This is a genomic window from Bradyrhizobium sp. IC4059, assembly GCF_020193615.1.
Lineage (GTDB): Bacteria > Pseudomonadota > Alphaproteobacteria > Rhizobiales > Xanthobacteraceae > Bradyrhizobium > Bradyrhizobium yuanmingense.
In genome coordinates, this window is record NZ_JADYVH010000023.1 from 25,252 (window position 1) to 47,370 (window position 22,119).

Below are 22,119 nucleotides of genomic sequence, written 5' to 3' on the forward strand. Positions count from 1 at the left end.
CCTCCTGAATTGCACTAGAATTAATGCTGAAAGTCACAATTCCATTTCGGGGAATGATCCGATGGACAGGCTCGATGAACTTGCGACATTCGTCGCGATAGTTGAGGTTGGAAGTCTGGTAGGCGCAGCAAAGCGATTGAAGCGTTCGCCTCCCGCGGTCACTCGCGCGCTTGCGGCCCTCGAGGAAAGGGTCGGAAGACGATTGGTGGAGCGAACAACCCGCCGCCTTGCATCGACGGATGCCGGACGCCACTTTGCTGAGCGCGCCCGCGAGCTGGTCAACGGCTACTCGACCGTCATGAGCAGGCTTGTCGAGACGGAGGGGGCTCCGCTGCACGGTATCCTGCGAATAGCCGCTCCCACCATCTTCGGACGCCGTCATGTCGCTCCGATCGTATCGAGCTTCCTTGACGCTCATCCGGCGATCCGTATCGAGCTCGTCATGGGCGAAAGATCGCTCGACCTGATCAGTGAAGGCATCGATGTTGCGGTCAGGATAGGTCAGCCGCGCGACTCGCGCCTCGTCGTCAGATCAGTGGGGTCGGTCCGTCGCGTCCTGGTCGCCAGCCCTTCCTACTTGCGCAGGCAACCTGAGCTTCGACATCCGCGAGACATACCGAAGCACGATGTCGTGTTCTTTTCCGGATTTGCGGGGCCGACCGAACTGCGTTTTCAGAATCGAGGTCGCTTGCACACGGTTCGCATGATGCCGCGCCTCATGACGACAGATCTCGACACGGTCATTGCCGCCGTGACATCGGGCCAAGGCATCGCTCGACTGTTATCCTATCAGGTCGAAGCCGAGATTTCGTCAGGCAAGCTCGTGCGTCTTCTTCCGGCCTATGAGCCGCCGGCCGTACCGGTTCAAGTCGTGATTCCCGGTTCCCGGCGCACCGCACCGGCTGTGAGGGCATTCGCGGATCACGCCGCTGCGTCGCTCCGTACCCTTTCGATCATCCGCCATTGACTTCAAGGGAGCTGCGCGGGGCGGGGTGTCCGTTCTCTGCCTGCAGCCAAACCCATCAGTTCCCCCGCGAGGAACGATTGCAGCCCCGCTTTATTGGTCCGTATCTTCAAGGCTTGATCAGGGCGTTGCCCAGGCCGCTCATCGAAGGATCAGTCGATGCGCATCCTTCTCGTCGGGGCTACAGGACTCATCGGATCGGCGATCCACGCCAGGCTGTCCGCCGAAGGACATGACTGCATCTTGGTGTCGCGCCATCCCGCGACGACGCACGATCCTCGCCACATCACGCTCGATGTCGCCCGAACCACCGAGGCGTCGAAATGGAAGGGCCTTCTCGCCGGCGTCGATGCCGTGATCAATGCAGCAGGTGCGCTGCAGGGACAGGACATGCAAGGCGTTCATGTCGCCGGCAGCGCGGCACTCTATGCGGCCTGCGAGACCGCCGGGGTCCGCAGGGTCATCCTGTTCTCGGCAATCGGCAGCAATGTCGATGCGCTCAGCGATTTTTCCCGCACCAAGCGCGAGGGCGAAGCCGCCTTGATGGCGCGGGAGCTCGATTGGGTGGTGCTGCGGCCTTCTGTCGTGGTCGGCCGGCCCGCCTATGGTGGCAGCGCGCTGCTGCGCGGGCTGGCGGCGCTGCCGGTTCTGCCGGTCATGCCGGACACGGCGGCGATTCAACCGGTGCATCTCGACGACGTCGTTGAGACCGTGCTGTTCTTCCTGCAGCCCGGCGCGCCTTCACGGGTCGCGGTCGATCTGGCCGGCCCGCGGCGGATCGCCTTCAGCGATGCGGTCGCGCTGTTTCGCGCCTGGCTGCGCTGGCGCCCGGCCTATCGCCTGCAGCTGCCGCGCTGGGCGGCTTCAATTGCCTATCGTGCCGGCGACGTTGCGCAGATGCTGGGATGGCCAACGCCCATCAACACGACGGCACAGGCGGAAATGCGCCGCGGTGCGACCGGCGATCCCGAGCCCTGGCGTCGATTGACCGGCACTCCACCGCGCGATCTCGAAGTCGCGCTCGCACGCGAGCCTGCGTCGGTGCAGGAACGCTGGTTTGCACAGCTGTATGCGCTCAAGCCGCTGATCTTTGGCGTCTTCGGCGCGTTCTGGATCGCCACCGGCATCATCTCGCTGAGCGCGGGCTGGAATATCGGCATGTCGTTGCTGCTTGAAGGCGGGCTGCAAGGGAACGTCGCGGCGCTCGTCGTCACCGCGGGCGCGCTCGCCGACATCGTCATCGGCATCGCCATTCTCTGGCGGCCTCTGAGCCGCTACGGACTCTGGGCCGCACTGATCATCTCGCTCACCTATGCCGTGATCGGCACCGTCCTGGTGCCGCGACTGTGGGCCGATCCGCTGGGACCGATGCTGAAGATCTGGCCGGTGATCATGCTCAACCTGGTCGCCATGGCCATCCGCGAGGATCGCTGATGCTCTACTTCCTCGTGAAGATGGCGCACATCATCGGCGCTGCCGTGCTGCTCGGCACCGGGGCCGGCATCGCCTTCTTCATGCTGGTGGCGCATCTGCGCGGCGACCCGCGCGAGATCGCGGGCGTCGCGCGGACGGTGGTGCTGGCCGACTTCCTGTTCACGGCGAGTGCCGTGATCCTGCAGCCGATCACCGGGACATGGCTCGCCTGGTCGAGCGGGTATTCCCTCGGCGACGGCTGGGTGGCGGCGTCGATTGCACTGTATCTCGTGATCGGCGCCTTCTGGCTGCCGGTGGTGTGGATGCAGATGCAGATGCGCGATCTCGCCGTCGCAGCGGTCGCGAGCAACGGCAAGCTGCCCGCCCGCTATCACCGTCTCTTCTGGTGGTGGTTCGCCTTCGGCTTTCCGGCTTTCGCGGCCGTGCTGATGATCTTCTGGCTGATGATCGCCCGTCCGGCCATTCCATACTGGGATTAGGTTCGCCTTCAGGACAACCCACCTGCCTGATCACCCAACCAGAGCGAGGCGCGTGGCCAGCGCACCCCGCTCTCCCTCGCCTCACTACGGAGCCTTCACCTCGGCGCGGGCAGCTGCCGCGGCGTCCATCCCGGCCTGCTTGACCCGGTCCACAATCTCGGCGCCGGTATCGCTGATTTCCGAGACAACCGTGTCCGAGGCTTCACGCAGGGCCTGCGAGACCGCACCGGCGCGCCGGTTCAGGTCAGCCTTCACGTCGTCGCTGACGTCTCCGATGTACTGGTTCTCGATCTCGGAGGCGCGGAACGCGCCCGCCACGGCCGCACCAATTGCGATGCCCACGACCCCCAGCACGAGCGGTTGCCGCTCCAGCATGTCCGCCAGTGACGACTTCGCACTCGTCATGGTGTCCTTGGTCGGAAGCGCACTGCTCAGCTTGCTGAATTGCTCCTGCGCGAAGGCGACGCCCTCGTCGAAACGATCCCGGACGCCCTCGGCGGCCTGCGAGACAGTATCGGAAGTGGCGGCGGTCGCGCCACGCAGGGTCTCCCCGAACCCTTGCGAGCCGTCGTTGTCCATTTCGGGGGCGGTCGGCGGCGCCACGGTCCGCTTGATCGCAGATGCTGCCGAGCTGAAGCCGCGCGTCCCGATATCGGCAACAGGTTCGACGGCCTCGGCAGCGGAACGCGCCACAGTCTTCAGCCTCTGGTCGCCGGCCAGTAGCCAAAGCGCGCCGCCTCCGATGAGGGCCGCGGCAAGCGGATTGTCCCTGGCTGCCGTTACCAGATTGTCGATAAAGCCGGTTTTCGTGCTGCTCATCGCACCATTCCCTTCACGGTGTCCTTGTCTTTTTCCAGCTGGCCGATCGTTTCGCGGGGAGCCAGCTGACGCATATCAAGCCGGTTCATGCCCATGGCCACCAGCGCGGCGGCGATGGCCGCAGCGATGACTGCCGATGTCAGATATGACAGTGGCTGCGACCATCCTGCGGAGATCAATGCGGCCGAGAGGGCAAACAAGGCCATGACGATGGCCGGGATCACCAGAACGGCGCCGCCTACGATCAAGCCGACGGCGCCGCCGATCTTCTGGAGCTTCTCGCCAACTTCTGCCTTTGCCAGGTCGATCTCGTTCTGGAACAGCTTGGCGAACTGCGACATGGCATCGCCGAGCAGCGTCGAGATTTCCCTGAACTCGCTTTTGCTGGTTTTGATATCGCGCTCGATGCTCATGGTAACGTGCTGCCCTGGAAGGATGAGGATTGTTGCGTATGGGGGTTACGGGTCCCGGACTCCCGATTCCAGTTTTGCTCTCCCGCCGAAAACGGTCTCCCGCCCGACGTTTGCCCGCTCCCCGACGTGCTGCCGGGGGTGTTGCGCTGCCCTTGGGATGACGACTGTCCGCCCGATGCCTTCAGGAAGCGAACGGCCGCGAAGCCAGCCAGCACCGATATGCCAAGAAAGGCGGCCGGCTGACGTTTGGCGAAATCGGTCGCGCCTGCGACAAGATCTCGGAAGCTTCCGTCCCGAATCTTCTGGGCGGCATCCTCGACATAGTCCGCCGCCGAACCGATGCCGCGTGCGGCGAACGGTACGTCGCTCTCGAAAGCCCGTCCGGCCTCGCGGATGTTGGCCGCGAGGCGCTCGACGAAATCGGCGCCCGATCGCTGCTGTTCGCGCGCCTGGCTCTGAATCTGGTCCATGGTTCCGTCCGCGACGCCCTTTGCTGCATCCGCGGCCTCGCCGAACTTGTCTCGCGCGACGTCGGCCGATGCCCGGAACGCATCGCCGGCGCGCTGCTTCATCTCCGCCCCGGCATCGCCGATCTGCTCTTTCATGTCCTTCGCGGTGCCCTTGTCCTGGTTCTTTGTGAACTGCTTCACGTTCTGCGGGTCCAAATCGCTCATGATGGTTTCCTTCAGGTGTTGGTTTGAGAGGGGCTAAAGGCAGCTTTGACCACGTCGTCCGCAGCCTCCTTCAGAGTGTCCGCCATGTTCTGCGTCATGCGGCTGGCATGGGTGCCGAGATCAGCATCGGCGACCCTTTGCACCGCAGCATCGGCCGCCGACGTGGTGGCGTCTTTCGCGGCCTCGAACCCGGATTGCGCCGCGGCGGCAGCAGCCTGCTTCACCTCGTCGCTCGTCCGGCCCATAACCTTAGCTTCGACCTTGGTCTCGGGAAGAGCAGCCGCAATGATGGCGCCGATCGCGATGCCCAGGCCGCCGATGAGCGCAGCATTGTCGCCAATGGCCTGCCGGGCCTGGTCAGGCGCGCTCGCGGCGGCATCCCTGGTTGCATTCATGCCACTCTTGAGCTTTTCACTCGCAAAACTGGCAGCACGCGCCGCGCTCTCCCGCAGATCGGCGGCAATGCCGGCGGCCTTCTCCTGCGCGTCATCAGCCATGCCAGCGGTTCGGCTTTGCGCGGAGGATAGCGTCTCCTTGGCGTCACCCTGCATCGCCCGTGCGCTCTCGGCCACCTCCTCAAGCATGTGCCCGGCTTTGTCCATGACCGGGGCGGTGACGTCTGCAGCACGATCGCGCACCGTCTTCGAGGTCAGAGCGAGTCCTGCGCCGATCATGAGAAGTGGCAACGGCGTACCTCGCACCAACCGAAGCAACGGAATGCCGACTGCGGCGCCCGCGGCGACTGCGCGCATCGGGTTGTCCATGATCTGTTGCTTGAGCCCTTCGACCCAGCTCTGGGTCTTGTGGCTGACGTATTCGGTAACTTCGGATTTGATGTGCTGCGGCGAGACCTTGTGGCGAATGTCCTCGGCGGTGTCCGATATCTGCTCCTTCAACCGTCCGACCGTTGCCGCCAGCTCGGCGCGGCTACGCTCGGACTCGCGTCTCAACTCCTCCACGGATCGTGTCATCGCGTTACCCTCTTGCCTTTGTTTCTTAGATTTGAGGTCGAACTCACGCTGTGTTGAATCGTTCCTCGCGCCGCTTGGGCGCTTGCCGGGACGACGATATGCGTGAAGCAGCGCAACGGCGCGCGACCTCGGCCGCCTAGCCATTGCTGGATGCGGAAGGGTTCGAAAGGTCTGCTCCGGGTCAAAACGCCGCACTGATGCGCGGCTCACCGCACCGCTTCAGCACCAGGAAGCAGGACCTGTCGTTGCTTACAGGCTACCCCGCCGCCGCCTTCGCGGGGGCCACGTTGATCGCCAGCTTGCTGTAGCGATCGGTGAAAGCCTCGGTATCGATCTCTTCCAGCTCGATCTCGCCGCTCATCACGCCCTGCTTCCAGGCCGCCTGCGCCGGATCGTTCTGGAACTCCGGCATCACCTCGCGGCCGAACAGCTCCAGCGACTCGCAGATATGCTCGTGGCTGTTCTTGCCGGCCTGGTTGAGCAGGATGACCTGGTCGATGTGCGAGGACTGGAAGCGCTTCAGCTTCCTTCGGATCGTGTCGGGTGAGCCGATCAGGCCGCCACGAAGCGCCGCCTCCTGGGCTTGCGGATTGTCGCGCTTCCACTTGTTGTACTCGTCCCACATGTTGACGGTGTAGGGCGCGGGGCGCTGGCGGTTCTGCGCGGCGCCGTAGAAGCGCAGCGCAAACTGGAAGAAGGTGGCGCCGTCGGCGCGGGCGCGCGCCTCTTCATCCGTCTTCGCGCACATGAAGAACGAGACCAGCGCCATGTTCGGATTGATCTCGTAGTCGGCGAGCTTGTGCAGCCGCTTGGTGATGGCGTTGTAATAGGCGTGCACCCAGGCATGCGCGGCATCGGCGCTGACGAACTGGAAGCCGAGCGCACCGAAGCCGTGGCGGCCGGCACGTTCGATGGTCGGCAGCTGCGAGCAGGCCATCCACAGCGGCGGGTGCGGCTTCTGCACCGGCTTGGGCACGACGTTGCGCAAGGGGATGTCGAAATACTTGCCGTGATGCTCTGAGCCTGCGTCCTTAAACATCGGGAAGATGGCCGCGACCGCCTCCTCGAACACCTCCTTCTTGGTCTCCATGTCGCGGCCGAACGGCTCCAGCTCGGTGATCGAGGCGCTCTCGCCCATGCCGAACTCGCAGCGGCCGTTGCTGAGCAAATCCAGCACTGCGACGCGCTCGGCAACCCGCGCCGGATGATTGGTGGTGAGCTGGAGGATGCCGTGGCCGAGCCGGATGTTCTTGGTGCGCTGGCTTGCGGCAGCCAGGAACGATTCCGGCGAGGGCGAGTGCGAATATTCTTCGAGGAAGTGATGCTCGACCACCCAGGCATGGTCGTAGCCGAGCTTGTCGGCGAGCTCCATCTGCGAGAGCGCATTCTGATAAAGGGCGAGTTCGTCGCCGGCCGCCCAGGGCCGCGGCAGCTGCAGCTCGTAGAAGATGCCGAACTTCATGGCGTCGCTCTCCCGCTTATTGTTGTTAACGGCATCTTAATGCGCGAGGCGACGCTGTCTACGGATGCGCAATTCCGCCACGTGGGAGACGATCCATCCTCCGGCGCAGCGAGAAGCAGCCAACCGACATTGATCCAAATCAACGCGCTGTCGGGTGGAACGTATCTAAAGTGCAGCAAGGCGACGGCCCGGATGCCGTCACGATTCCCCACAGCTTCAAGAGACCGAAAATGTCGGCCCCTGACGACACGACGTCGCGCGTGCGCCGTAAGCGCATGGAGATTTTCGCCTTCCTGTTCCTGACCGCGATCGTGATGCCCGTGCTCGCGGTCGGGACCGTCGGCAGTTACGGCCTTGGCGTCTGGATCTACCAGATGTTCGCCGGCCCTCCCGGCCCGCCGCCCTCCCCGCATTGATCGGCAACCAGCGAAAGACAGGCATCATGGCTCACGCCACACTCAACCGCCGCGCCTTGATCACCGGCCGGATGCTCAGCGCCGACCGCGTCATCGCGCCGCCGGGCGCCGAGATCGCCAGCATCATCGTGCAGGCGCGGCCCGAGCGCCTTGCCGAACTGGAAGCGGAGATCGCAGCGCTTCCCGGCTGCGAGATTCATGCCCGCGACACGCGCGGAAAGCTCGTCGTCGTGGCTGAAGCGGCGGATGCCGGCAGCCTTGGCACCATGCTCAACACCATCCAGTCGCTGCCGAACGTCTATTCCGCAGCGCTCGTCTTCCACGCCATTGAAACCGCCTGAGTCAGGAAGAGCCATCATGACATCGCCGAAGCTCGACCGCCGCCAGATGCTCAAGCTCGAGGCCGCCGCGATCGCCGCGGCCGCCGCCGGCCTGCCGGCACCGGCGCTCGCCGCCAACCTCGCCGCCGAGCGGAAGGAGAGCGAATTGAAATGGGACAAGGCCGCCTGCCGCTTCTGCGGCACAGGCTGCTCGGTGATGGTCGCGACCAAGGACAACCGCGTCGTCGCCACCCATGGCGACATCAAGGCCGAGGTCAATCGCGGCCTCAACTGCGTCAAGGGCTACTTCCTCTCCAAGATCATGTACGGCCATGACCGGCTGACGCAGCCGATGCTGCGCAAGACGGGCGGCAAGTACGACAAGAACGGCGAGTTCACGCCCGTCACCTGGACCGAAGCCTTCGACATCATGGAGCTGAAGTGGAAGGAGGCGATCAAGAAGCGCGGGCCCAACGGCGTCGCCATGTTCGGCTCCGGCCAGTGGACGATCTGGGAAGGCTATGCGGCCTCAAAACTGTTCAAGGCCGGCTTCCGCACCAACAACATCGACCCCAATGCCCGGCACTGCATGGCCTCGGCGGTCGCCGGCATGATGCGCACCTTCGGCATCGACGAGCCGGCCGGCTGCTACGACGACATCGAGGCGACCGACGCCTTCGTGCTGTGGGGCTCCAACATGGCGGAGATGCATCCGATCCTGTGGACGCGCATCGCCGACCGCCGGCTGTCCGCACCGCATGTCCGCGTCGCCGTGCTCTCCACCTTCGAGCACCGCTCGTTCGACCTCGCCGACATCGGCATGGTGTTCAAGCCGCACACCGACCTGTACATCCTCAACGCCATCGCCAACCACATCATCAAGACCGGTCGCGTCAACAAGGACTTCGTTGCCGCACATACCGTGTTCAAGCGCGGCCAGACCGACATCGGCTACGGCCTGCGGCCCGAGCATCCGCTGCAGAAGAAGGCGACGGGCGCGGCGAAACCCAACGACGCCACCGACATGAGCTATGACGAATTCGCCAAGTTCGTGTCGGAGTACACGCTGGAGAAAGCCGCCCAAATGTCGGGCGTGCCGCTGAACCGGCTCGAGGCGCTGGCCGAGTTGTATGCCGACCCGAAGACAAAAGTGGTCTCGTTCTGGACCATGGGCTTCAACCAGCACACCCGCGGCGTCTGGTGCAACAACCTCGTCTACAACATCCACCTTTTGACCGGAAAGATCTCCGCGCCCGGCAACAGCCCGTTCTCGCTGACCGGCCAGCCCTCGGCCTGCGGCACCGCGCGCGAGGTCGGCACCTTCTCGCACCGTCTGCCCGCGGACATGGTGGTGACCAACAAGAAGCATCGCGACCACACGGAGCAGATCTGGCAGCTGCCCGAAGGCACCATTCCGGACAAGCCGGGCGCGCACGCCGTGCTGCAAAGCCGGATGCTGAAGGACGGCCTGATCAACGCCTATTGGGTGCAGGTCAACAACAACCTGCAGGCCGGTCCCAACGTCAACGAGGAGATCTATCCAGGCTTCCGCAACCCCGACAATTTCATCGTGGTCTCCGATGCCTATCCAACCGTGACGGCGCTCGCCGCCGATCTGATCCTGCCCACCGCGATGTGGGTGGAGAAGGAAGGCGCCTACGGCAATGCCGAGCGGCGCACCCAGTTCTGGCACCAGCTCGTCCCCGCGCCGGGCGATTCGAAGTCGGATCTCTGGCAACTCATGGAGTTCTCCAAGCGCTTTAGAATCGAGGAGGTCTGGCCCGCGGAGCTGATCGCCAAGAAGCCGGAATATCGCGGCAAGACCCTGTTCGACGTGCTCTACAAGAATGGCCAGGTCGACAAATTCCCGGTCACCGATATCGAGCCGGGCTATGCCAACGACGAATCCAAGGCGTTCGGCTTCTACGTCCACAAGGGCCTGTTCGAGGAATATGCCCAGTTCGGCCGCGGCCATGGCCACGACCTCGCGCCGTTCGACACCTATCACCGGGAGCGCGGCCTGCGCTGGCCCGTCGTCAACGGCCAGGAGACCAAGTGGCGCTTCCGCGAAGGCAGCGACCCCTACGTCAAGCAGGGCACCAACGTGCAGTTCTACGGCCATGCCGACGGCAAGGCCCGCATCTTCGCGCTGCCCTACGAGCCGCCGGCGGAATCGCCCGACAACGAATATCCCTACTGGCTCTCGACCGGCCGCGTGCTGGAGCACTGGCATTCCGGCACCATGACGCGCCGCGTGCCCGAACTGTTCAAGGCTTTTCCAGAAGCGGTCTGCTTCATGCATCCGGACGATGCGCAGGAGGCGAAGCTGCGCCGCGGCGACGAGGTGAAGGTGGTCTCCCGCCGCGGCTTCATCCGCGCCCGCGTCGAGACGCGCGGCCGCGACCGGCCGCCGCGCGGCCTCGTCTTCGTGCCGTGGTTCGACGAATCCAAGCTGATCAACAAGGTGACGCTCGACGCCACTGATCCGATCTCGCTGCAGACCGACTTCAAGAAATGCGCCGTGCGCATCGAGCGGGTGAACATGTCATGATGAAACGATCCGCAATCATCCTGCTCGCCTTCGCGATCGCAGCGGGCACGAGCTCGCTGACGGCTCAGACGGTGACCTCCGGCCTGCGCGGCCCGACCCCGCTCAACGACGAGGGCCCGGCGCCGCCGATGCTGCCGAACCGCAACACCTCCGAGAAGGAGGTGCGCAACTATCCGGAGCAGCCGCCCGTCATCCCGCATAATATCGACGGCTACCAGGTCGACCTCAACGGCAACAAATGCCTGTCCTGCCATGCACGGGCGCGCACGGCGGAGTCGCAGGCGCCGATGGTGTCGATCACGCACTTCATGGATCGCGACGGCCAGTTCCTGGCCTCGGTCTCGCCGCGCCGCTTCTTCTGCACCGAATGCCACGTGCCGCAGAACACCGCCAATCCTCCGGTCAGCAACGATTTCACCGACATCGACACGCTGCTGTCACGCGCAAGCCCGGGTGGCCGCAGATGACGACGACTGCCGACGATCCCAACGCGGAGCTGAATGCCAAGCGCGGCGTCATCGCGCGCAGCCGGGCGTTCCTGCTCGAGCTGTGGCAGGTGCTGACCCGGCCGAGCTCGGTGTTCGCGCTCGGCACCCTGGTGCTGGCCGGTTTCGTCGCCGGAGTGATCTTCTGGGGCGGCTTCAACACCGCGCTGGAGATCACCAACACCGAGAAGTTCTGCACCGGCTGCCACGAGATGAAGGACAATGTCTACGCCGAGCTGAAGTCGACCGTCCACTTCACCAACCGCTCCGGCGTGCGCGCGACCTGCCCGGACTGCCACGTGCCGCACAACTGGACCGACAAGATCGCGCGAAAGATGCAGGCCTCCAAGGAGGTCTGGGGCAAGATCTTCGGCACGATCGACACCCGCGAGAAATTCCAGGATCACCGGCTCGAGCTCGCCGCGCACGAATGGGCGCGCTTCAAGGCCAACGACTCGCTGGAATGCCGCAACTGCCACAGCGCCGATTCCATGGACATCACCAAGCAGTCGCCGCGGGCCTCGGTGGCGCACCAGCGCTTCCTGTTCACCAAGGAAAAGACCTGCATCGACTGCCACAAGGGCATCGCCCACCAGCTGCCCGACATGCGCGGCGTTCCCGGCTGGCAGTAGGGTTTGGCGACGCCTGAGTGAACGCCTCGTCCTTCGAGACGGCTGCTTCGCAGCCTCCTCAGGATGAGGCTCAACGGCATCTTGCCCGCCAAAAATGCCGCCGCGCACTCAGCCCTGATCCTGAGGGCCCGCCAAAGGCGGGCGTCTCGAAGGATGGCGGCCGGGAACGGACTTCAAATGCGACGGGCCCGCGCTTGAACCAGCGGGGCGAATGGTTAGTTTTGGGGGAAGGCGAATCGCCTCATTCGCCGCTCCCTCAAGACAGACATGGCCACTTTCACCCCGCATCAGGATGCTGCGCTCAAGGCCGTCGGCGACTGGCTCAAGGCCAAGCCGGGACGGGGCGGCACGCCGCCGGTGTTCCGCCTGTTCGGCTTTGCCGGCACCGGCAAGACCACGTTGGCGCGGCACATCGCCGAGGGCGTCGACGGCGAGGTGAAGTTCGCCGCCTTCACCGGCAAGGCGGCCCTCGTCATGCGCAACAAGGGCTGCGACGGCGCCTCCACCATCCATTCGCTGATCTACCGCGCCCGCGAATCCGGCGAGGAGCAGCCGAGCTTCGAATTGTGGGACGATGCGCCGGCGTCGAAGGCGAAGCTGATCGTGATCGACGAATGCTCGATGGTCGATGCCGAATTGGGGCGCGACCTGATGTCGTTCGACTGTCCGCTGCTGGTGCTCGGCGATCCCGCGCAGTTGCCTCCGATCCAGGGCGGCGGCTTCTTCACCAATTCCGAGCCGGACGCGATGCTGACCGAGGTGCATCGCCAGGCCCAGGACGATCCGATCGTGCGGATGTCGATGGACGTCCGCGAGGGACGCGAACTCGACATTGGCCGTTACGGCGAGAGCGAGGTCGTCTCGCGCAAGGAGCTCGATCCCGATCGCGTCATGGGCGCCGACCAGATCCTGGTCGGCCGCAACAACACGCGCCGCGCCTACAACATGCGGGTGCGCCAGCGCCAGAACATCGAGGACCAGTTCCCGGTCGCCGGCGACAAGCTGGTGTGCCTGCGCAACAACCGCAAGAAGGGTCTGTTCAATGGTGGCCTGTGGCGCGTCAAGTCGCGCAACACCTCGCGATCGAAATCGCGCATCCTCTCAATGCGGTTGTCGCCGGATGAGGATTTCGGTCACAAGGTGACCAAGGTCTCAGTGCGCGCCGATTGCTTCGAGGGCGGCGTCGAGCAGATCGCTTGGGAGCAGCGCAAGCCCTATGACGAGTTCGACTACGGCTACGTCCTGACCGTGCACAAATCGCAGGGCTCGCAATGGGACGACGTCGTGCTGTTCGACGAGAGCTTTGCGTTCCAGGATTCGCGGGCGCGGTGGCTCTATACCGGCATCACGCGTGCCGCGAAACGGCTGAGCGTGGTGGTATGAAGCTGCCGTAGCGCGGATGAGCGTAGCGATATCCGCCGCTTGTAGCTGCGCTCATCCGGGCCACGGACCCGCACAATGAGCACCCACGACTAGGTGCGTTCACCGCCCGCTAGGCTTTGTGCTGTATCAGCTTGCGATCTGCTTCGGAGTGGAACGCATGACCTCTCGCGCGACAAAGCCTGATGACCTCGATCGCCGGCTCGATGATGTTGCAGTGAGCCGCCGGAGCTTCCTCAAGTCCGGAAGCGCGGCAGCGGGCCTTGCGCTCTCGACCACAATTCCGGAAACCGCTTTTGCATTGCCGACGCAGGTACGACGCACGGATGCGGGCAAGCCTGTGCGCGTCTACAAGGAACGGCTCAATACGCTGGCCGCAAAGTTCTATGCCGTCTTCAACGAAGGCAATATCCTGCCAGCTGCCTTTCCCGAAAGATATGCGGCACGAAACGACGTGGAGCTGCGGCGCATCGTCACCTTCACGCGCATCCCGGATACCGGAGAACGCGTCAAGGTCAGCGGCCTGCTTGCGGTTCCGGTCGGCGCGCGCGGCACCTTGCCGCTCCTGTCATGGCAGCACGGCACGATCCTCTCCTTCGACCAGGTCCCGTCGAACCTGCTGCGGCTGAAGGACGAAAATTACGAGCTGCGCGACAATGTCGATTCGATCGAGACCCTGTTCAATATCCAGCGCTTCGCCGGCAACGGCTATGCGGTCGTCGCGGCCGATTATGTCGGCAAGGGCCCTTATCGCAACGGTCGGAGCGAAGCCTATGCGGTGAAGGGCGCGACGGTGCAATGCTGCCTCGACATCCTGACGGCAGGGTTGCACGAATTGCGGACACTGAGCCTGCGCCAATCAAACCTGTTCCTGAACGGTTGGTCGCAAGGCGCCTTGAACACGCAGTGGCTGAAACAGGAGCTGCAGCGCCGCGGCATCAAGGTGCGGGCGACCGCCACACAGAGTCCGTTCAATGATCTCGCCGAGAGCTTTCACTATTGGACGAACCCCACGGCCTATATTCCGGCCTCGGAAACCTCCTACCCGATGCCGCCGGCCTGGATCACACCCTGCCTGATCGTCCTGCTCGGCAGCTATCGCCGCTACTACGGGCTGACCGACTTGTTCAAGACGGCGGTCAAGCCCCAATATCAAGCCTTCGCGGAGAAATACTGGTCCGATTACAGCCTCGAGGGCGAGATCGCGAAGAGCATTCCGCCCGCCGGCGATTTCCTGGTCGAAGGCTTCTTCGATCGCTTCACCAACGAGACCAACAGCGCATTGCTGCGCCGCCTTGGTGGCAATGGTGCGACGTACTGGCAGTACGATTCCCCGATCAGATTTTACTACGGGCTGGCCGATGAGGCGCTGCATCCCCGGCTGGTGCGGCCCGCAATCGCCGCCGGCGGGCATTTCGCCGCGGGCGTCGCGGTCAATGGCGCAAGCCATCGCGGCACGTTCCTGTCGAGCCTCTATGGCGAAGCGGCCGTTCTGAATGGACACGCGACGGCGTTCGACTGGTTCAATTCGCTGGCGTGAGCGCGGCTATTTCCCCGCGACGAAGTAAAAATCTTCCCGCCCGGGCGGCGACCCATAGGTGAACGGCTGCTGCTCGTGCCTGGTCGCGGCCCAGACGTCGTCGCGGACGATGTCGAACAATTTTCGGATCTCGACCTTCGGCTGCTTGATCTCGCGCGCGAGCGCGGTGGCGAACGGGCTGTTGGGGCTACCATCGCCATCCATCGCGGTCTGGCCGTGCTTGGCGGCGTAGACCACCATGAAGCCCGCACCTGGCTCGATGTTGGAAAAGCCCTTCTCGACCAGCTTCAGCGACAGCGTGCGCTGCATGGCCGGCGCGAACGGATTGTCGCGGCAGGCATCGAGGACCACGAGGCGCACTTTTCGCGCCGCGCCGACCGCGGCGATCACCTGCTCGAGCGCGACGGCCTCGGTCTCGGCGTCCTTGTCGGCGGTGAGCTTGGCGTCGACCGGAACGAGATAGTTCACCCCGCCGATCTCGAAACCATGGCCGGCATAATACACCATGGCCCAATCGGCCTTTTCCGCTTCCTCGGCGAAGGCCTTCAGCGTCTGGAAAAACGCATCGCGGGTGAGGTCCCTGGTGTCCATCACGGTCTGGAAGCCGAGGTCGCGCAGCACGCCCGCGATCAGCTTCGAGTCGCGCGGCGGATTGGGCAACGCATGGACGTTCTTGTAGGCGCCATTGCCGACCACCAGCGCGACGCGACGGCCGGTCGTCGCGCTCGCCGCCTCCTTCGGCGTCAGGGCGGCGAGCCGCTCCTGCGCGATGGCGCGGGCGCGCGCAACCTCGGTCTCGTCGAACCTCGTCAGCGAATAGGCGGCGGCGCGATAATCGGCGCGGGCCTGCGCGAGATCCTTCCTGCGCTCGTAGATCTGGCCGCGGCCGGAATGGGCGCGGACATTGTTCGGGTTGATCTGGATGACCGTGTTGTAATCCTTCAGCGCCGCGTCGAGATCGCCCTTCATCATGTTGAGGTCGGCGCGGTTGTTAATCGCGAACGCGTTCCTGGGCTGCTTTTCGATCAGGCCATTGCAATCGGCCAGGGCGCGGTCGAACTTGCCCATCATGCCGTAGGTGACGCAGCGGTTGCCGGCGATCTGCGGCGCAGCCGCATCAATCTTCTCGGCCTCGGCGAAATCGGCGATGGCGCCGTCGAAATCCTTCATCAGCGTGCGCGCGCGGGCGCGATTGGTCCAGGCGAGCAGGAATTTCGGCGTGTACTTGATCGACAGGCTGAAATCGTCGATCGCGCTCTGCAGCGCACCGCGGCGTGCGTGGATGACGCCGCGGTTGTTGTAGGGAACGCCATAGGCCGGGCGTTTCCGGAGCGCGAGGTTGTAGTCGGCCATCGCGAGATCCTCCTGGCCGCTCCGCTCATAGGCGAGGCCGCGCAAGTTGAGCGCGACGACGTTGTCGGGATCGAGGTCGATGGCCATGGCCAGCGTCTCGATCGCGTGGACATGGTCGCGCTTGTTTAGCAGGACATTGCCACGCGCGGACAGGGCGATCGCCTTGTCCTTGGCGGTGAGGCGATCGGCGCTCAGCAGATTCTCGCAGGCGGCGGCGCGGGCCTGCAGGTCGGCCTGGCGGTCGCGGCACAAAGCGAGATCGTCGCCGGCTCGGAGATCGGCCGCGGCAAAGCAAGTGCCGGCGGCGAGGACGGCCAGGATCAGGAGTACGACGCGCAGCATGTTGTCAGGCCAGCTCCAGCCACCATTTGGTCGATCATCGATCGCGCCGGTTCATCTAGCGCGGAGTTCCGCATCCCGCCAAGCCGGCCCGTCGCCGCGTCAGCCGCGTCCTCACGGTCTCGTGTCCGCCCCGGCGTAACAATCTGCGGTACGGCCCGTATCTCGGATGATGCGAAAACGCGGCCGGGCAGGCTGTTCGCCCGGTCCCGACCGCCCTAGACTGTCAGCCCTTCCGAAAGAGGATGCCATGCGCCGAACCGCCCTCGCCACCCTGCTCGCCGCAACCACCGCCCTGACGCTGACTTTCGTGATGCCGTCGCGGGCCGCGGAGGAGGCGGTCGTGATCCCAGCCCCTACATTGGACGCGGCGCCCGCGAGCGGCGTCCAGACCGCCGTGCTCGCCGGCGGCTGCTTCTGGGGCGTGCAAGGCGTCTTCCAGCACACCGCAGGCGTGGTCAACGCGGTCTCCGGCTATGCCGGCGGCACCAAGGCGACCGCCGATTACAAGACCGTGTCGAGCGGCCGCTCCGGCCATGCCGAGGTGGTCGAGATCAAGTACGACCCGAAGAAGATCTCCTACGGCAAGATCCTCCAGATCTACTTCTCGGTGGTGCACGACCCGACCCAGCTCAACCGCCAGGGTCCCGACGTCGGCCCGCAATATCGCTCGGCCATCTTCACCACGTCGGACGAGCAGAAGAAGATCGCGGAGGCCTATATCGCCCAGCTCAACGGCGCCAAGGTGTTCAACAAGCCGATCGTGACCAGGGTCGGCGCGCTGGAGGCGTTCTACCCGGCGGAGGCCTATCACCAGGACTATATGACGTTGCACCCGAACCAGCCCTACATCGCCTTCAACGACATCCCGAAGGTCGAGAACCTGAAAAAGCTGTTCGCGGATAACTACATCGAGAAGCCGACGCTGGTGAATGCCGGCAAGGCCACCAACTGATCGCGAGATCCCCAAAGCAACGGGAGACCCATGCCCGACACCAAGACGAAAGCGACCGACGACAAGGTCATCAAGAGTGAAGAGCAGTGGCGGCGCGAGCTGACGCCGATGCAATACGCCGTGCTGCGCGAGAAGGCGACCGAGCGTCCCTTCTCGGGCGAATATGAGCACGACCACCGTGCCGGCACCTATGTCTGTGCCGGCTGCGGCAATGTGCTGTTCGAGTCGGATGCCAAGTTCGATTCCGGCTGCGGCTGGCCGAGCTTCACCCAGCCCGCGATCGAGAGCCACATCGACGAGGAGCGGGACACCAGCCACGGCATGATCCGCACCGAGGTGCTCTGCTCCAAATGCAGCGGCCATCTCGGCCACGTCTTCCCCGACGGCCCCGGGCCGACCGGCCTGCGCTACTGCATCAATTCCGCGGCCCTGAAGCTCGAGCCCAAATAAACCCAAGCCCGCCGCCGGGTTCCCCCATGGAACCCGGCGGCGCGATGTGCTTTTCTGCTCTGGCGGTGCGGCCGATCATCGCATTTCGGTGGCCGCCAGGGAGGATGCCAATGGCGCTTGGGACCATCCTGATCATCCTGGTGATCATCTATCTCGTCGGCGGCCTGTCCGGCCGGTTCGGCGGCTACGGCTACGGCCTTGGCCATTCCGGCATCGGGATCGGCGGGGTCGTGCTGGTCATCCTGGTCGTGCTGCTGCTTCTTGGCAAAGTTTAAGTCACATAAGCCTTTGAAATATCGATAGGTTTCGTCCCCGCGGGGCTGCCATGCGCTGATTCATCATCTCGCATCGCGGGGGTCGCATTTTTGTCAAATCGGCCTATATTAGAGGGCGACAACGACATGCGGCGGGCCCGCTCGATTGCGGCCCCTGCCCTCCCCAACCCCACGCGCTTAAAGCCCCAGAGAAGATCACGAGGTCTTTGACCATGCGTCCACTGCGTCCGTTCAACTTCAACACCTCCGCCGAGCTCTTCCCCGCCGCCATCCGCAAGAAGAAGCGCGCGGGCTTCACCTATCGGCGGTTCGGCACTGCGGCCGAGGCCGTGCAGTTCGCGATGGAGCAGTTGCCGACGGACTCGCTGAACGGCGCCTATCTTCAGGTCGAGGAAGCGCGCTTCGACCAGAACGGCATCCGCTCGCTGTACGAGAGCGATGCCTTCCCGCTGCCCCGCCGGCCCAAGCCGGCCCCGGCCGCGGAGACCGACGCCGACGCGGCGTAAGCTTTCGCAACAAAGTTCGATGTGCGCAGAGGGCGCGATGGCCGAAAGGTCGTCGCGCCTTTTGTGTTTGGGGGCTTTCTCACCCGCTATCTCTCATCCGTCATTGCGAGCGCAGCGAAGCAATCCAGCGTCCCTCCGCGGAAAGATTCTGGATTGCTTCGCTGCGCTCGCAATGACTACGCAGGGAGATCGAGCGCATTGTCGACCAGTCGGACTCGCGGCGAGCGCTCTCAGCCAGGCTACATCCGCGGCTGCTTTTCCAGCCAGCGCTGGAGCAGGCGGACGTTGCGCGTGTTGGCGCGGAACATGACGTCGAAGGCGTCGCCCGCGAACGGGACGAGGCCGACCACGCCGTCAACCGCGACATTGCCGAGCATGCGCGCCGTGATGTGCCAGGGCGCGCCCAGCGCGCGGGCTTCGCGCACCAGCCACAGCGAGATCGCGGTGGTGATGACGTCGCCGACGACGGGAATCAATCCGATCAGCCCGTCGATGCCGTAGCGGATGTTGGTGCCGGGCAGGATGAAGGCGACGTCGAGCAGCTTGGCGATCGCCTCGAGCCGCGCGATCCGCTGCTCGCGCGTCAGATTGCCGAACGGGCTGCCTTGACCGAACTCGAAACGAAACTCGCGAAATCCCTGCTCCAGGCTTTCCGGCCTGATCTCGTGGCCGTCCTGATCGATGATCGGGCCGCGCGCCTCGTCGCGCGAAAAGCGCGCATGCGAGCCGCTCCCGGAACGGGATTTGCGCGGAGCGAGGATGTCGTCGTCTTGCATGGCCATGGCCTTCAGTGAACGCGCCAGCGCGGCGGAGGTTGCGGCCGCGCCCGAACGCCGCGCGTCAGGTCGGCACCGGCGCGGCTTGCGGCTCCTCGACGTAGCGATGCACCAGCCAGGATGAAATCACCGCCGGCACGAAACCGACGAGCCCGTACAGGATGAACTGCACCGCGCCCGAATCCGGCCCGCGCGAGCTGTGGGTGAGCGAGGCCAGAGCGAAGGCGAACAGGCCGACCAGGAGCATCCGCAAGACCGGCCCGATCCGGCGGATGTGGATCAGGATGTCATCGACTGCGCCGATCATCAGGGCAGGCAAGAACCCGAACAGGTAGCTGTATTGGAGCGTCTTGAAGAACACCGCGAACAGCTTGCCGACCTCGCCGAGGTTGGTCTGGGCCCAATAGCCGGACTGGTAGGTCGTCGTCAGCAGCAGCAGGAACCCGCCGATGAATGGGACGACCAGCGCAAATACCAGATAGCGTTTCATCAAGCACCTCACACTCTGCAGGCGTTATAGCAGCGCAGCGGGAACCTTGAACAGCGGGCGCCGGGCTCCTTAAGGGGAACAAGTGGCAAGGCGATGAGTTCATGCTGGACCTGAATTGACCCCTGGCAGACTGGAGCCGCCGATGGCCCGCAAATTTCTCCTGGCGACGATCGCGCTGGCGGCCCTGAGCAGCCTGCCGACGGCACCCGCGCTGGCCCAAGGCCAGATGGGCACGCCGCAGGAGCGGCAGGCTTGCACGCGCGATGCCCAGCGCTTCTGCCGCAAGGACCTCGGCAATGACGGCGCGGTGCAGAGCTGCCTGCAAGCCAACCGGGCCAAGCTGTCGAAGTCCTGCAGCAAGGTGTTTCAGAGCCACGGCATGTGAGGACGGACCCATACCCGCGAACGGAGAGTGACGCCATGTTGCACGACGAAGAGCTCTCGATCCTGCGGGACATCAGCCAATCCGTTGCCTTTGCCGACGACCCGCAGGGCAAGATGGGGCAATTGATCGCCGACGGCTACGTGATGAAAGACGGCGATCTGTTCGAGCTGACGCCCAAGGGCGTTACCGCTGTCGAGGAGCACGCCGCCGCTCTCGGCGCGAGCGATGAGGAACAAGCGTCTCCGATCGGCTGATCCGATCGCGCGACGTGACTGGCGTGCAACAATTGCGAATTCCTTTGTGCCGGCCATTGCGGGCGCGTGACAATGGCGCATACTTCGCTCGGGCGGCGCAGCACTTTCGATTCGAGCATCAAGAAGTCGAGCGACCACACGCGGGATCGAAGCTCCCGATGTGAAGGCTGCGACATGCGGCAGATCAAGCCGCGTGCGGCGCCCCAAAACCAAGCGGCTCAAGCCTTAAGGGAACTCGGGGATCCATTCCACATGACACGCCTTCAGACCATCGCTTCGCTCTTCGCAGTCGCCACCACCTTCGCTCTCCAGACCTCACCCAGTCTCGCCTTCACGCAAGAAGCCCAGCAGATGTGCTCGGGTGACGCCATGCGGCTGTGCTCCAGCGAGATTCCCGACATCCCGCGGATCACCGCCTGCATGGTGCGGAACAAGGCGCAGGTCAGCCCCGGCTGCCGCGCCGTGATGGACCGCCAGCACGCCGCCGCCGCGGCATCGCGCAAGCGGGAAGCCGCGGCGCAGTAGTCCTCTCGGACGTCATTCCGGGGCGTGCGAAGCACGAGCCCGGAATCCATCGCGCGGCATGTACGCGGTGAAATGGATTCCGGGTTCGCGCTACGCGCGCCCCGGAATGACAGAAGAGCCTCAATCGCCCCACTGCGCGAAGGCGTCGTTGAAGGCGCGCTCGCCGGGGGCGCCCTTCTCGATGGCGATGATGGCGCGGCGCTGGTTGGCGTAGACCAGCGGCACGTCGAACCAGGAGCGCTCCTTCAGGAGCTGGACGTTGCGGGCGCGGTCGGCATCGACATTGGAGAGGCCGACCAGGAAGAAGCCGTCGGTGACCTTGACCGCGAGGCCGGCGAGCGGCGTGCCGCGGGCCTGCTCGTTCGACTTCATCAAGATGCCCGGCACGTTGGAGACGCTGCCCCCGGGGAAATCCTGCGGCAGGATGAAGGTCAGCTCCGCCGTGTGGCTCGCCGGCAACGAGGAATCGGTGTTGCGGCGGAACGACATCGTCATCTTGAACTTGCGGTCGGGAATCTCGATGTCGGCGCGCACGGCGACGTCGGCCTTCTGGTTGCCGGAGGCCTTGATCGGCTCGAGCCGCCACACCACCGAACCGACATATTGTTTGCCCTTCGGATCGGACGGATCCTCGTCGTAGAGCACGACCTTCTGCGCCACCGGCGCGACCGGCTGGTCCGCCGAGGGCTGACCGACGCGATCAGGAATCTTGGGCTTGCTCTGCGGCTGCGCCGGCGTCGTCGGCGTGTCAGCAACTTGCGTCGCGGACGGCTTGAGAAAGCCGTTGACGATCTGGACCAGTTGCTTGCCCCAGAGGATGCCGGCGCCGACCAGGATGAGCACGATGCCGACGGCAATCGCGCTCTTGAACGGAAAGGCGGAGCCGGTGCGGGCGCGCTTCTTGACGTCGCGATCGGGGGCGATGCGCGGACGCGGCGACGGCGGCTGCGGCGCGTAGCGCTCGGCCTCCTCGATCGACTCGTCGTAGGAATAGGGCGCTTCGGTCTCGCCGGCGCGGTTTTCCAGGCTCGGCTCCAGCCGGTCGAATTCCGGCGAGGGCGAGGGCACGTTGGCGTAGGTGCGGCGCGCGGCGCGGCTGGCCTGCGCGGCGGCACCGCCGAGATCGTTGGCGTCGGCCGTGATGTCGCGGAAGCCGCGCACGCCGGGTGAGGACGGCAGCGGCGGCGGGGGGCCGACGTCGGGCGGACGCCGCCCACCCTGGCGATCGCGGCCGGCCGGCGGCTCCGGCGGCGGGGCGGCGGGGCCAGGTG

The 22,119-nt window shown here is 64.8% G+C and carries 26 protein-coding genes; 17 read left to right on the top strand and 9 right to left on the bottom strand.

Annotated elements, in window-relative coordinates; translation table 11 throughout:
* Positions 1-61: 61 nt before the first annotated feature.
* From I6F12_RS36390 to I6F12_RS36400, 3 genes are all read left to right on the top strand, one after another.
* Positions 62-967: a LysR family transcriptional regulator gene (locus I6F12_RS36390; RefSeq protein WP_225158485.1), complete on the top strand. Its 906-nt coding sequence runs from the start codon at positions 62-64 to the stop codon at positions 965-967.
* Between the two features lie 156 nt (positions 968-1,123).
* The gene (locus I6F12_RS36395) at positions 1,124-2,398 is read left to right on the top strand and encodes an SDR family oxidoreductase (protein ID WP_225158486.1); all 1,275 of its coding nucleotides are present in this window, start codon (positions 1,124-1,126) and stop codon (positions 2,396-2,398) included.
* Positions 2,398-2,877 carry a DUF2269 domain-containing protein gene (locus tag I6F12_RS36400; RefSeq protein WP_225126236.1) on the top strand — a complete coding sequence of 160 codons (480 nt, stop codon included), beginning with the start codon at positions 2,398-2,400 and terminating at the stop codon, positions 2,875-2,877. The genes I6F12_RS36395 and I6F12_RS36400 overlap by 1 nt, the downstream gene beginning before the upstream one ends.
* A gap of 84 nt (positions 2,878-2,961) precedes the next feature.
* Here the strand turns inward: I6F12_RS36400 and I6F12_RS36405 are convergent, their stop codons facing one another.
* The 5 genes from I6F12_RS36405 to I6F12_RS36425 form a co-directional block, all read right to left on the bottom strand.
* Complete coding sequence (locus I6F12_RS36405; RefSeq protein ID WP_225141251.1) at positions 2,962-3,696, bottom strand: hypothetical protein; 735 nt, start codon at positions 3,694-3,696, stop codon at positions 2,962-2,964.
* Positions 3,693-4,109, bottom strand: coding sequence for a phage holin family protein (locus tag I6F12_RS36410; RefSeq protein ID WP_036022122.1), 417 nt, complete (start codon positions 4,107-4,109; stop codon positions 3,693-3,695). Before I6F12_RS36410 ends, I6F12_RS36405 begins: the two co-directional genes overlap by 4 nt.
* Complete coding sequence (locus tag I6F12_RS36415; protein WP_036022119.1) at positions 4,106-4,783, bottom strand: hypothetical protein; 678 nt, start codon at positions 4,781-4,783, stop codon at positions 4,106-4,108. The genes I6F12_RS36410 and I6F12_RS36415 overlap by 4 nt, the downstream gene beginning before the upstream one ends.
* A gap of 11 nt (positions 4,784-4,794) precedes the next feature.
* Positions 4,795-5,679 (bottom strand): DUF3618 domain-containing protein, encoded by an 885-nt coding sequence (locus tag I6F12_RS36420; RefSeq protein WP_345944205.1) that lies wholly within the window; start codon positions 5,677-5,679, stop codon positions 4,795-4,797.
* Between the two features lie 331 nt (positions 5,680-6,010).
* Positions 6,011-7,216 (bottom strand): LLM class flavin-dependent oxidoreductase, encoded by a 1,206-nt coding sequence (locus tag I6F12_RS36425; RefSeq protein ID WP_225158487.1) that lies wholly within the window; start codon positions 7,214-7,216, stop codon positions 6,011-6,013.
* A gap of 230 nt (positions 7,217-7,446) precedes the next feature.
* Between I6F12_RS36425 and napE the strand changes: the two genes are divergently transcribed.
* The 7 genes from napE to I6F12_RS36460 all read left to right on the top strand — a co-directional run bounded on the left by napE (position 7,447) and on the right by I6F12_RS36460 (position 14,540).
* Positions 7,447-7,632: a periplasmic nitrate reductase, NapE protein gene (gene napE / locus I6F12_RS36430; protein ID WP_018318384.1), complete on the top strand. Its 186-nt coding sequence runs from the start codon at positions 7,447-7,449 to the stop codon at positions 7,630-7,632.
* A gap of 26 nt (positions 7,633-7,658) precedes the next feature.
* On the top strand, positions 7,659-7,973 hold the full coding sequence (locus I6F12_RS36435) for a chaperone NapD (protein ID WP_109145636.1): 315 nt from the start codon (positions 7,659-7,661) through the stop codon (positions 7,971-7,973).
* Positions 7,974-7,989: 16 nt separating this feature from the next.
* Positions 7,990-10,503: a nitrate reductase catalytic subunit NapA gene (gene napA / locus I6F12_RS36440; protein ID WP_225158488.1), complete on the top strand. Its 2,514-nt coding sequence runs from the start codon at positions 7,990-7,992 to the stop codon at positions 10,501-10,503.
* The gene (locus I6F12_RS36445; protein ID WP_035998936.1) at positions 10,500-10,970 is read left to right on the top strand and encodes a nitrate reductase cytochrome c-type subunit; all 471 of its coding nucleotides are present in this window, start codon (positions 10,500-10,502) and stop codon (positions 10,968-10,970) included. Before napA ends, I6F12_RS36445 begins: the two co-directional genes overlap by 4 nt.
* Positions 10,967-11,620, top strand: coding sequence for a NapC/NirT family cytochrome c (locus tag I6F12_RS36450; RefSeq protein WP_035998932.1), 654 nt, complete (start codon positions 10,967-10,969; stop codon positions 11,618-11,620). The genes I6F12_RS36445 and I6F12_RS36450 overlap by 4 nt, the downstream gene beginning before the upstream one ends.
* A gap of 267 nt (positions 11,621-11,887) precedes the next feature.
* Entirely contained in the window at positions 11,888-13,003 is a 1,116-nt protein-coding gene (locus I6F12_RS36455; protein ID WP_035998929.1) for an ATP-dependent RecD-like DNA helicase, read from the top strand.
* A gap of 157 nt (positions 13,004-13,160) precedes the next feature.
* Entirely contained in the window at positions 13,161-14,540 is a 1,380-nt protein-coding gene (locus I6F12_RS36460; protein WP_225158489.1) for a lipase family protein, read from the top strand.
* 6 nt (positions 14,541-14,546) lie between these two features.
* On the opposite strand, the gene I6F12_RS36465 is transcribed toward I6F12_RS36460, so the two are convergent.
* Complete coding sequence (locus I6F12_RS36465; RefSeq protein WP_225158490.1) at positions 14,547-16,235, bottom strand: caspase family protein; 1,689 nt, start codon at positions 16,233-16,235, stop codon at positions 14,547-14,549.
* 247 nt (positions 16,236-16,482) lie between these two features.
* On the opposite strand from I6F12_RS36465, the gene msrA reads away from it, so the two are divergent.
* From msrA to I6F12_RS36485, 4 genes are all read left to right on the top strand, one after another.
* Complete coding sequence (gene msrA, locus I6F12_RS36470; RefSeq protein ID WP_225158491.1) at positions 16,483-17,187, top strand: peptide-methionine (S)-S-oxide reductase MsrA; 705 nt, start codon at positions 16,483-16,485, stop codon at positions 17,185-17,187.
* A gap of 30 nt (positions 17,188-17,217) precedes the next feature.
* On the top strand, positions 17,218-17,637 hold the full coding sequence (msrB, locus tag I6F12_RS36475; RefSeq protein WP_109142549.1) for a peptide-methionine (R)-S-oxide reductase MsrB: 420 nt from the start codon (positions 17,218-17,220) through the stop codon (positions 17,635-17,637).
* A gap of 110 nt (positions 17,638-17,747) precedes the next feature.
* Positions 17,748-17,912, top strand: coding sequence for a DUF3309 family protein (locus tag I6F12_RS36480; RefSeq protein ID WP_035998916.1), 165 nt, complete (start codon positions 17,748-17,750; stop codon positions 17,910-17,912).
* 212 nt (positions 17,913-18,124) lie between these two features.
* Positions 18,125-18,418, top strand: a complete 294-nt coding sequence (locus I6F12_RS36485; protein ID WP_024337713.1) for a hypothetical protein — start codon at positions 18,125-18,127, stop codon at positions 18,416-18,418.
* Between the two features lie 239 nt (positions 18,419-18,657).
* Here I6F12_RS36485 and I6F12_RS36490 read toward each other — a convergent pair whose 3' ends face one another.
* Positions 18,658-19,200: a DUF4112 domain-containing protein gene (locus I6F12_RS36490; protein ID WP_085972009.1), complete on the bottom strand. Its 543-nt coding sequence runs from the start codon at positions 19,198-19,200 to the stop codon at positions 18,658-18,660.
* 58 nt (positions 19,201-19,258) lie between these two features.
* Positions 19,259-19,684: a DUF5413 family protein gene (locus tag I6F12_RS36495; RefSeq protein ID WP_035998913.1), complete on the bottom strand. Its 426-nt coding sequence runs from the start codon at positions 19,682-19,684 to the stop codon at positions 19,259-19,261.
* Between the two features lie 142 nt (positions 19,685-19,826).
* Here I6F12_RS36495 and I6F12_RS36500 point away from each other — a divergent pair, with 142 nt between their 5' ends.
* The 3 genes from I6F12_RS36500 to I6F12_RS36510 all read left to right on the top strand — a co-directional run bounded on the left by I6F12_RS36500 (position 19,827) and on the right by I6F12_RS36510 (position 20,848).
* Positions 19,827-20,069 (top strand): hypothetical protein, encoded by a 243-nt coding sequence (locus I6F12_RS36500; protein WP_225115171.1) that lies wholly within the window; start codon positions 19,827-19,829, stop codon positions 20,067-20,069.
* Positions 20,070-20,104: 35 nt separating this feature from the next.
* On the top strand, positions 20,105-20,323 hold the full coding sequence (locus tag I6F12_RS36505) for a hypothetical protein (protein WP_035998908.1): 219 nt from the start codon (positions 20,105-20,107) through the stop codon (positions 20,321-20,323).
* Between the two features lie 252 nt (positions 20,324-20,575).
* Positions 20,576-20,848 (top strand): hypothetical protein, encoded by a 273-nt coding sequence (locus tag I6F12_RS36510; protein ID WP_035998968.1) that lies wholly within the window; start codon positions 20,576-20,578, stop codon positions 20,846-20,848.
* Positions 20,849-20,968: 120 nt separating this feature from the next.
* On the opposite strand, the gene I6F12_RS36515 is transcribed toward I6F12_RS36510, so the two are convergent.
* Positions 20,969-22,119: hypothetical protein (locus I6F12_RS36515; protein ID WP_225158492.1), on the bottom strand; the 1,151-nt coding region annotated here is incomplete at its 5' end.

Coding starts and splice junctions, on each gene's coding strand:
- I6F12_RS36390 (WP_225158485.1), top strand. CDS start 62: ATGGACAGGCTCGATGAACTTGCGACATTCGTCGCGATAGTTGAGGTT.
- I6F12_RS36395 (WP_225158486.1), top strand. CDS start 1,124: ATGCGCATCCTTCTCGTCGGGGCTACAGGACTCATCGGATCGGCGATC.
- I6F12_RS36400 (WP_225126236.1), top strand. CDS start 2,398: ATGCTCTACTTCCTCGTGAAGATGGCGCACATCATCGGCGCTGCCGTG.
- I6F12_RS36405 (WP_225141251.1), bottom strand. CDS start 3,696: ATGAGCAGCACGAAAACCGGCTTTATCGACAATCTGGTAACGGCAGCC.
- I6F12_RS36410 (WP_036022122.1), bottom strand. CDS start 4,109: ATGAGCATCGAGCGCGATATCAAAACCAGCAAAAGCGAGTTCAGGGAA.
- I6F12_RS36415 (WP_036022119.1), bottom strand. CDS start 4,783: ATGAGCGATTTGGACCCGCAGAACGTGAAGCAGTTCACAAAGAACCAG.
- I6F12_RS36425 (WP_225158487.1), bottom strand. CDS start 7,216: ATGAAGTTCGGCATCTTCTACGAGCTGCAGCTGCCGCGGCCCTGGGCG.
- napE (WP_018318384.1), top strand. CDS start 7,447: ATGTCGGCCCCTGACGACACGACGTCGCGCGTGCGCCGTAAGCGCATG.
- I6F12_RS36435 (WP_109145636.1), top strand. CDS start 7,659: ATGGCTCACGCCACACTCAACCGCCGCGCCTTGATCACCGGCCGGATG.
- napA (WP_225158488.1), top strand. CDS start 7,990: ATGACATCGCCGAAGCTCGACCGCCGCCAGATGCTCAAGCTCGAGGCC.
- I6F12_RS36445 (WP_035998936.1), top strand. CDS start 10,500: ATGATGAAACGATCCGCAATCATCCTGCTCGCCTTCGCGATCGCAGCG.
- I6F12_RS36450 (WP_035998932.1), top strand. CDS start 10,967: ATGACGACGACTGCCGACGATCCCAACGCGGAGCTGAATGCCAAGCGC.
- I6F12_RS36455 (WP_035998929.1), top strand. CDS start 11,888: ATGGCCACTTTCACCCCGCATCAGGATGCTGCGCTCAAGGCCGTCGGC.
- I6F12_RS36460 (WP_225158489.1), top strand. CDS start 13,161: ATGACCTCTCGCGCGACAAAGCCTGATGACCTCGATCGCCGGCTCGAT.
- I6F12_RS36465 (WP_225158490.1), bottom strand. CDS start 16,235: ATGCTGCGCGTCGTACTCCTGATCCTGGCCGTCCTCGCCGCCGGCACT.
- msrA (WP_225158491.1), top strand. CDS start 16,483: ATGCGCCGAACCGCCCTCGCCACCCTGCTCGCCGCAACCACCGCCCTG.
- msrB (WP_109142549.1), top strand. CDS start 17,218: ATGCCCGACACCAAGACGAAAGCGACCGACGACAAGGTCATCAAGAGT.
- I6F12_RS36480 (WP_035998916.1), top strand. CDS start 17,748: ATGGCGCTTGGGACCATCCTGATCATCCTGGTGATCATCTATCTCGTC.
- I6F12_RS36485 (WP_024337713.1), top strand. CDS start 18,125: ATGCGTCCACTGCGTCCGTTCAACTTCAACACCTCCGCCGAGCTCTTC.
- I6F12_RS36490 (WP_085972009.1), bottom strand. CDS start 19,200: ATGGCCATGCAAGACGACGACATCCTCGCTCCGCGCAAATCCCGTTCC.
- I6F12_RS36495 (WP_035998913.1), bottom strand. CDS start 19,684: ATGAAACGCTATCTGGTATTTGCGCTGGTCGTCCCATTCATCGGCGGG.
- I6F12_RS36500 (WP_225115171.1), top strand. CDS start 19,827: ATGGCCCGCAAATTTCTCCTGGCGACGATCGCGCTGGCGGCCCTGAGC.
- I6F12_RS36505 (WP_035998908.1), top strand. CDS start 20,105: ATGTTGCACGACGAAGAGCTCTCGATCCTGCGGGACATCAGCCAATCC.
- I6F12_RS36510 (WP_035998968.1), top strand. CDS start 20,576: ATGACACGCCTTCAGACCATCGCTTCGCTCTTCGCAGTCGCCACCACC.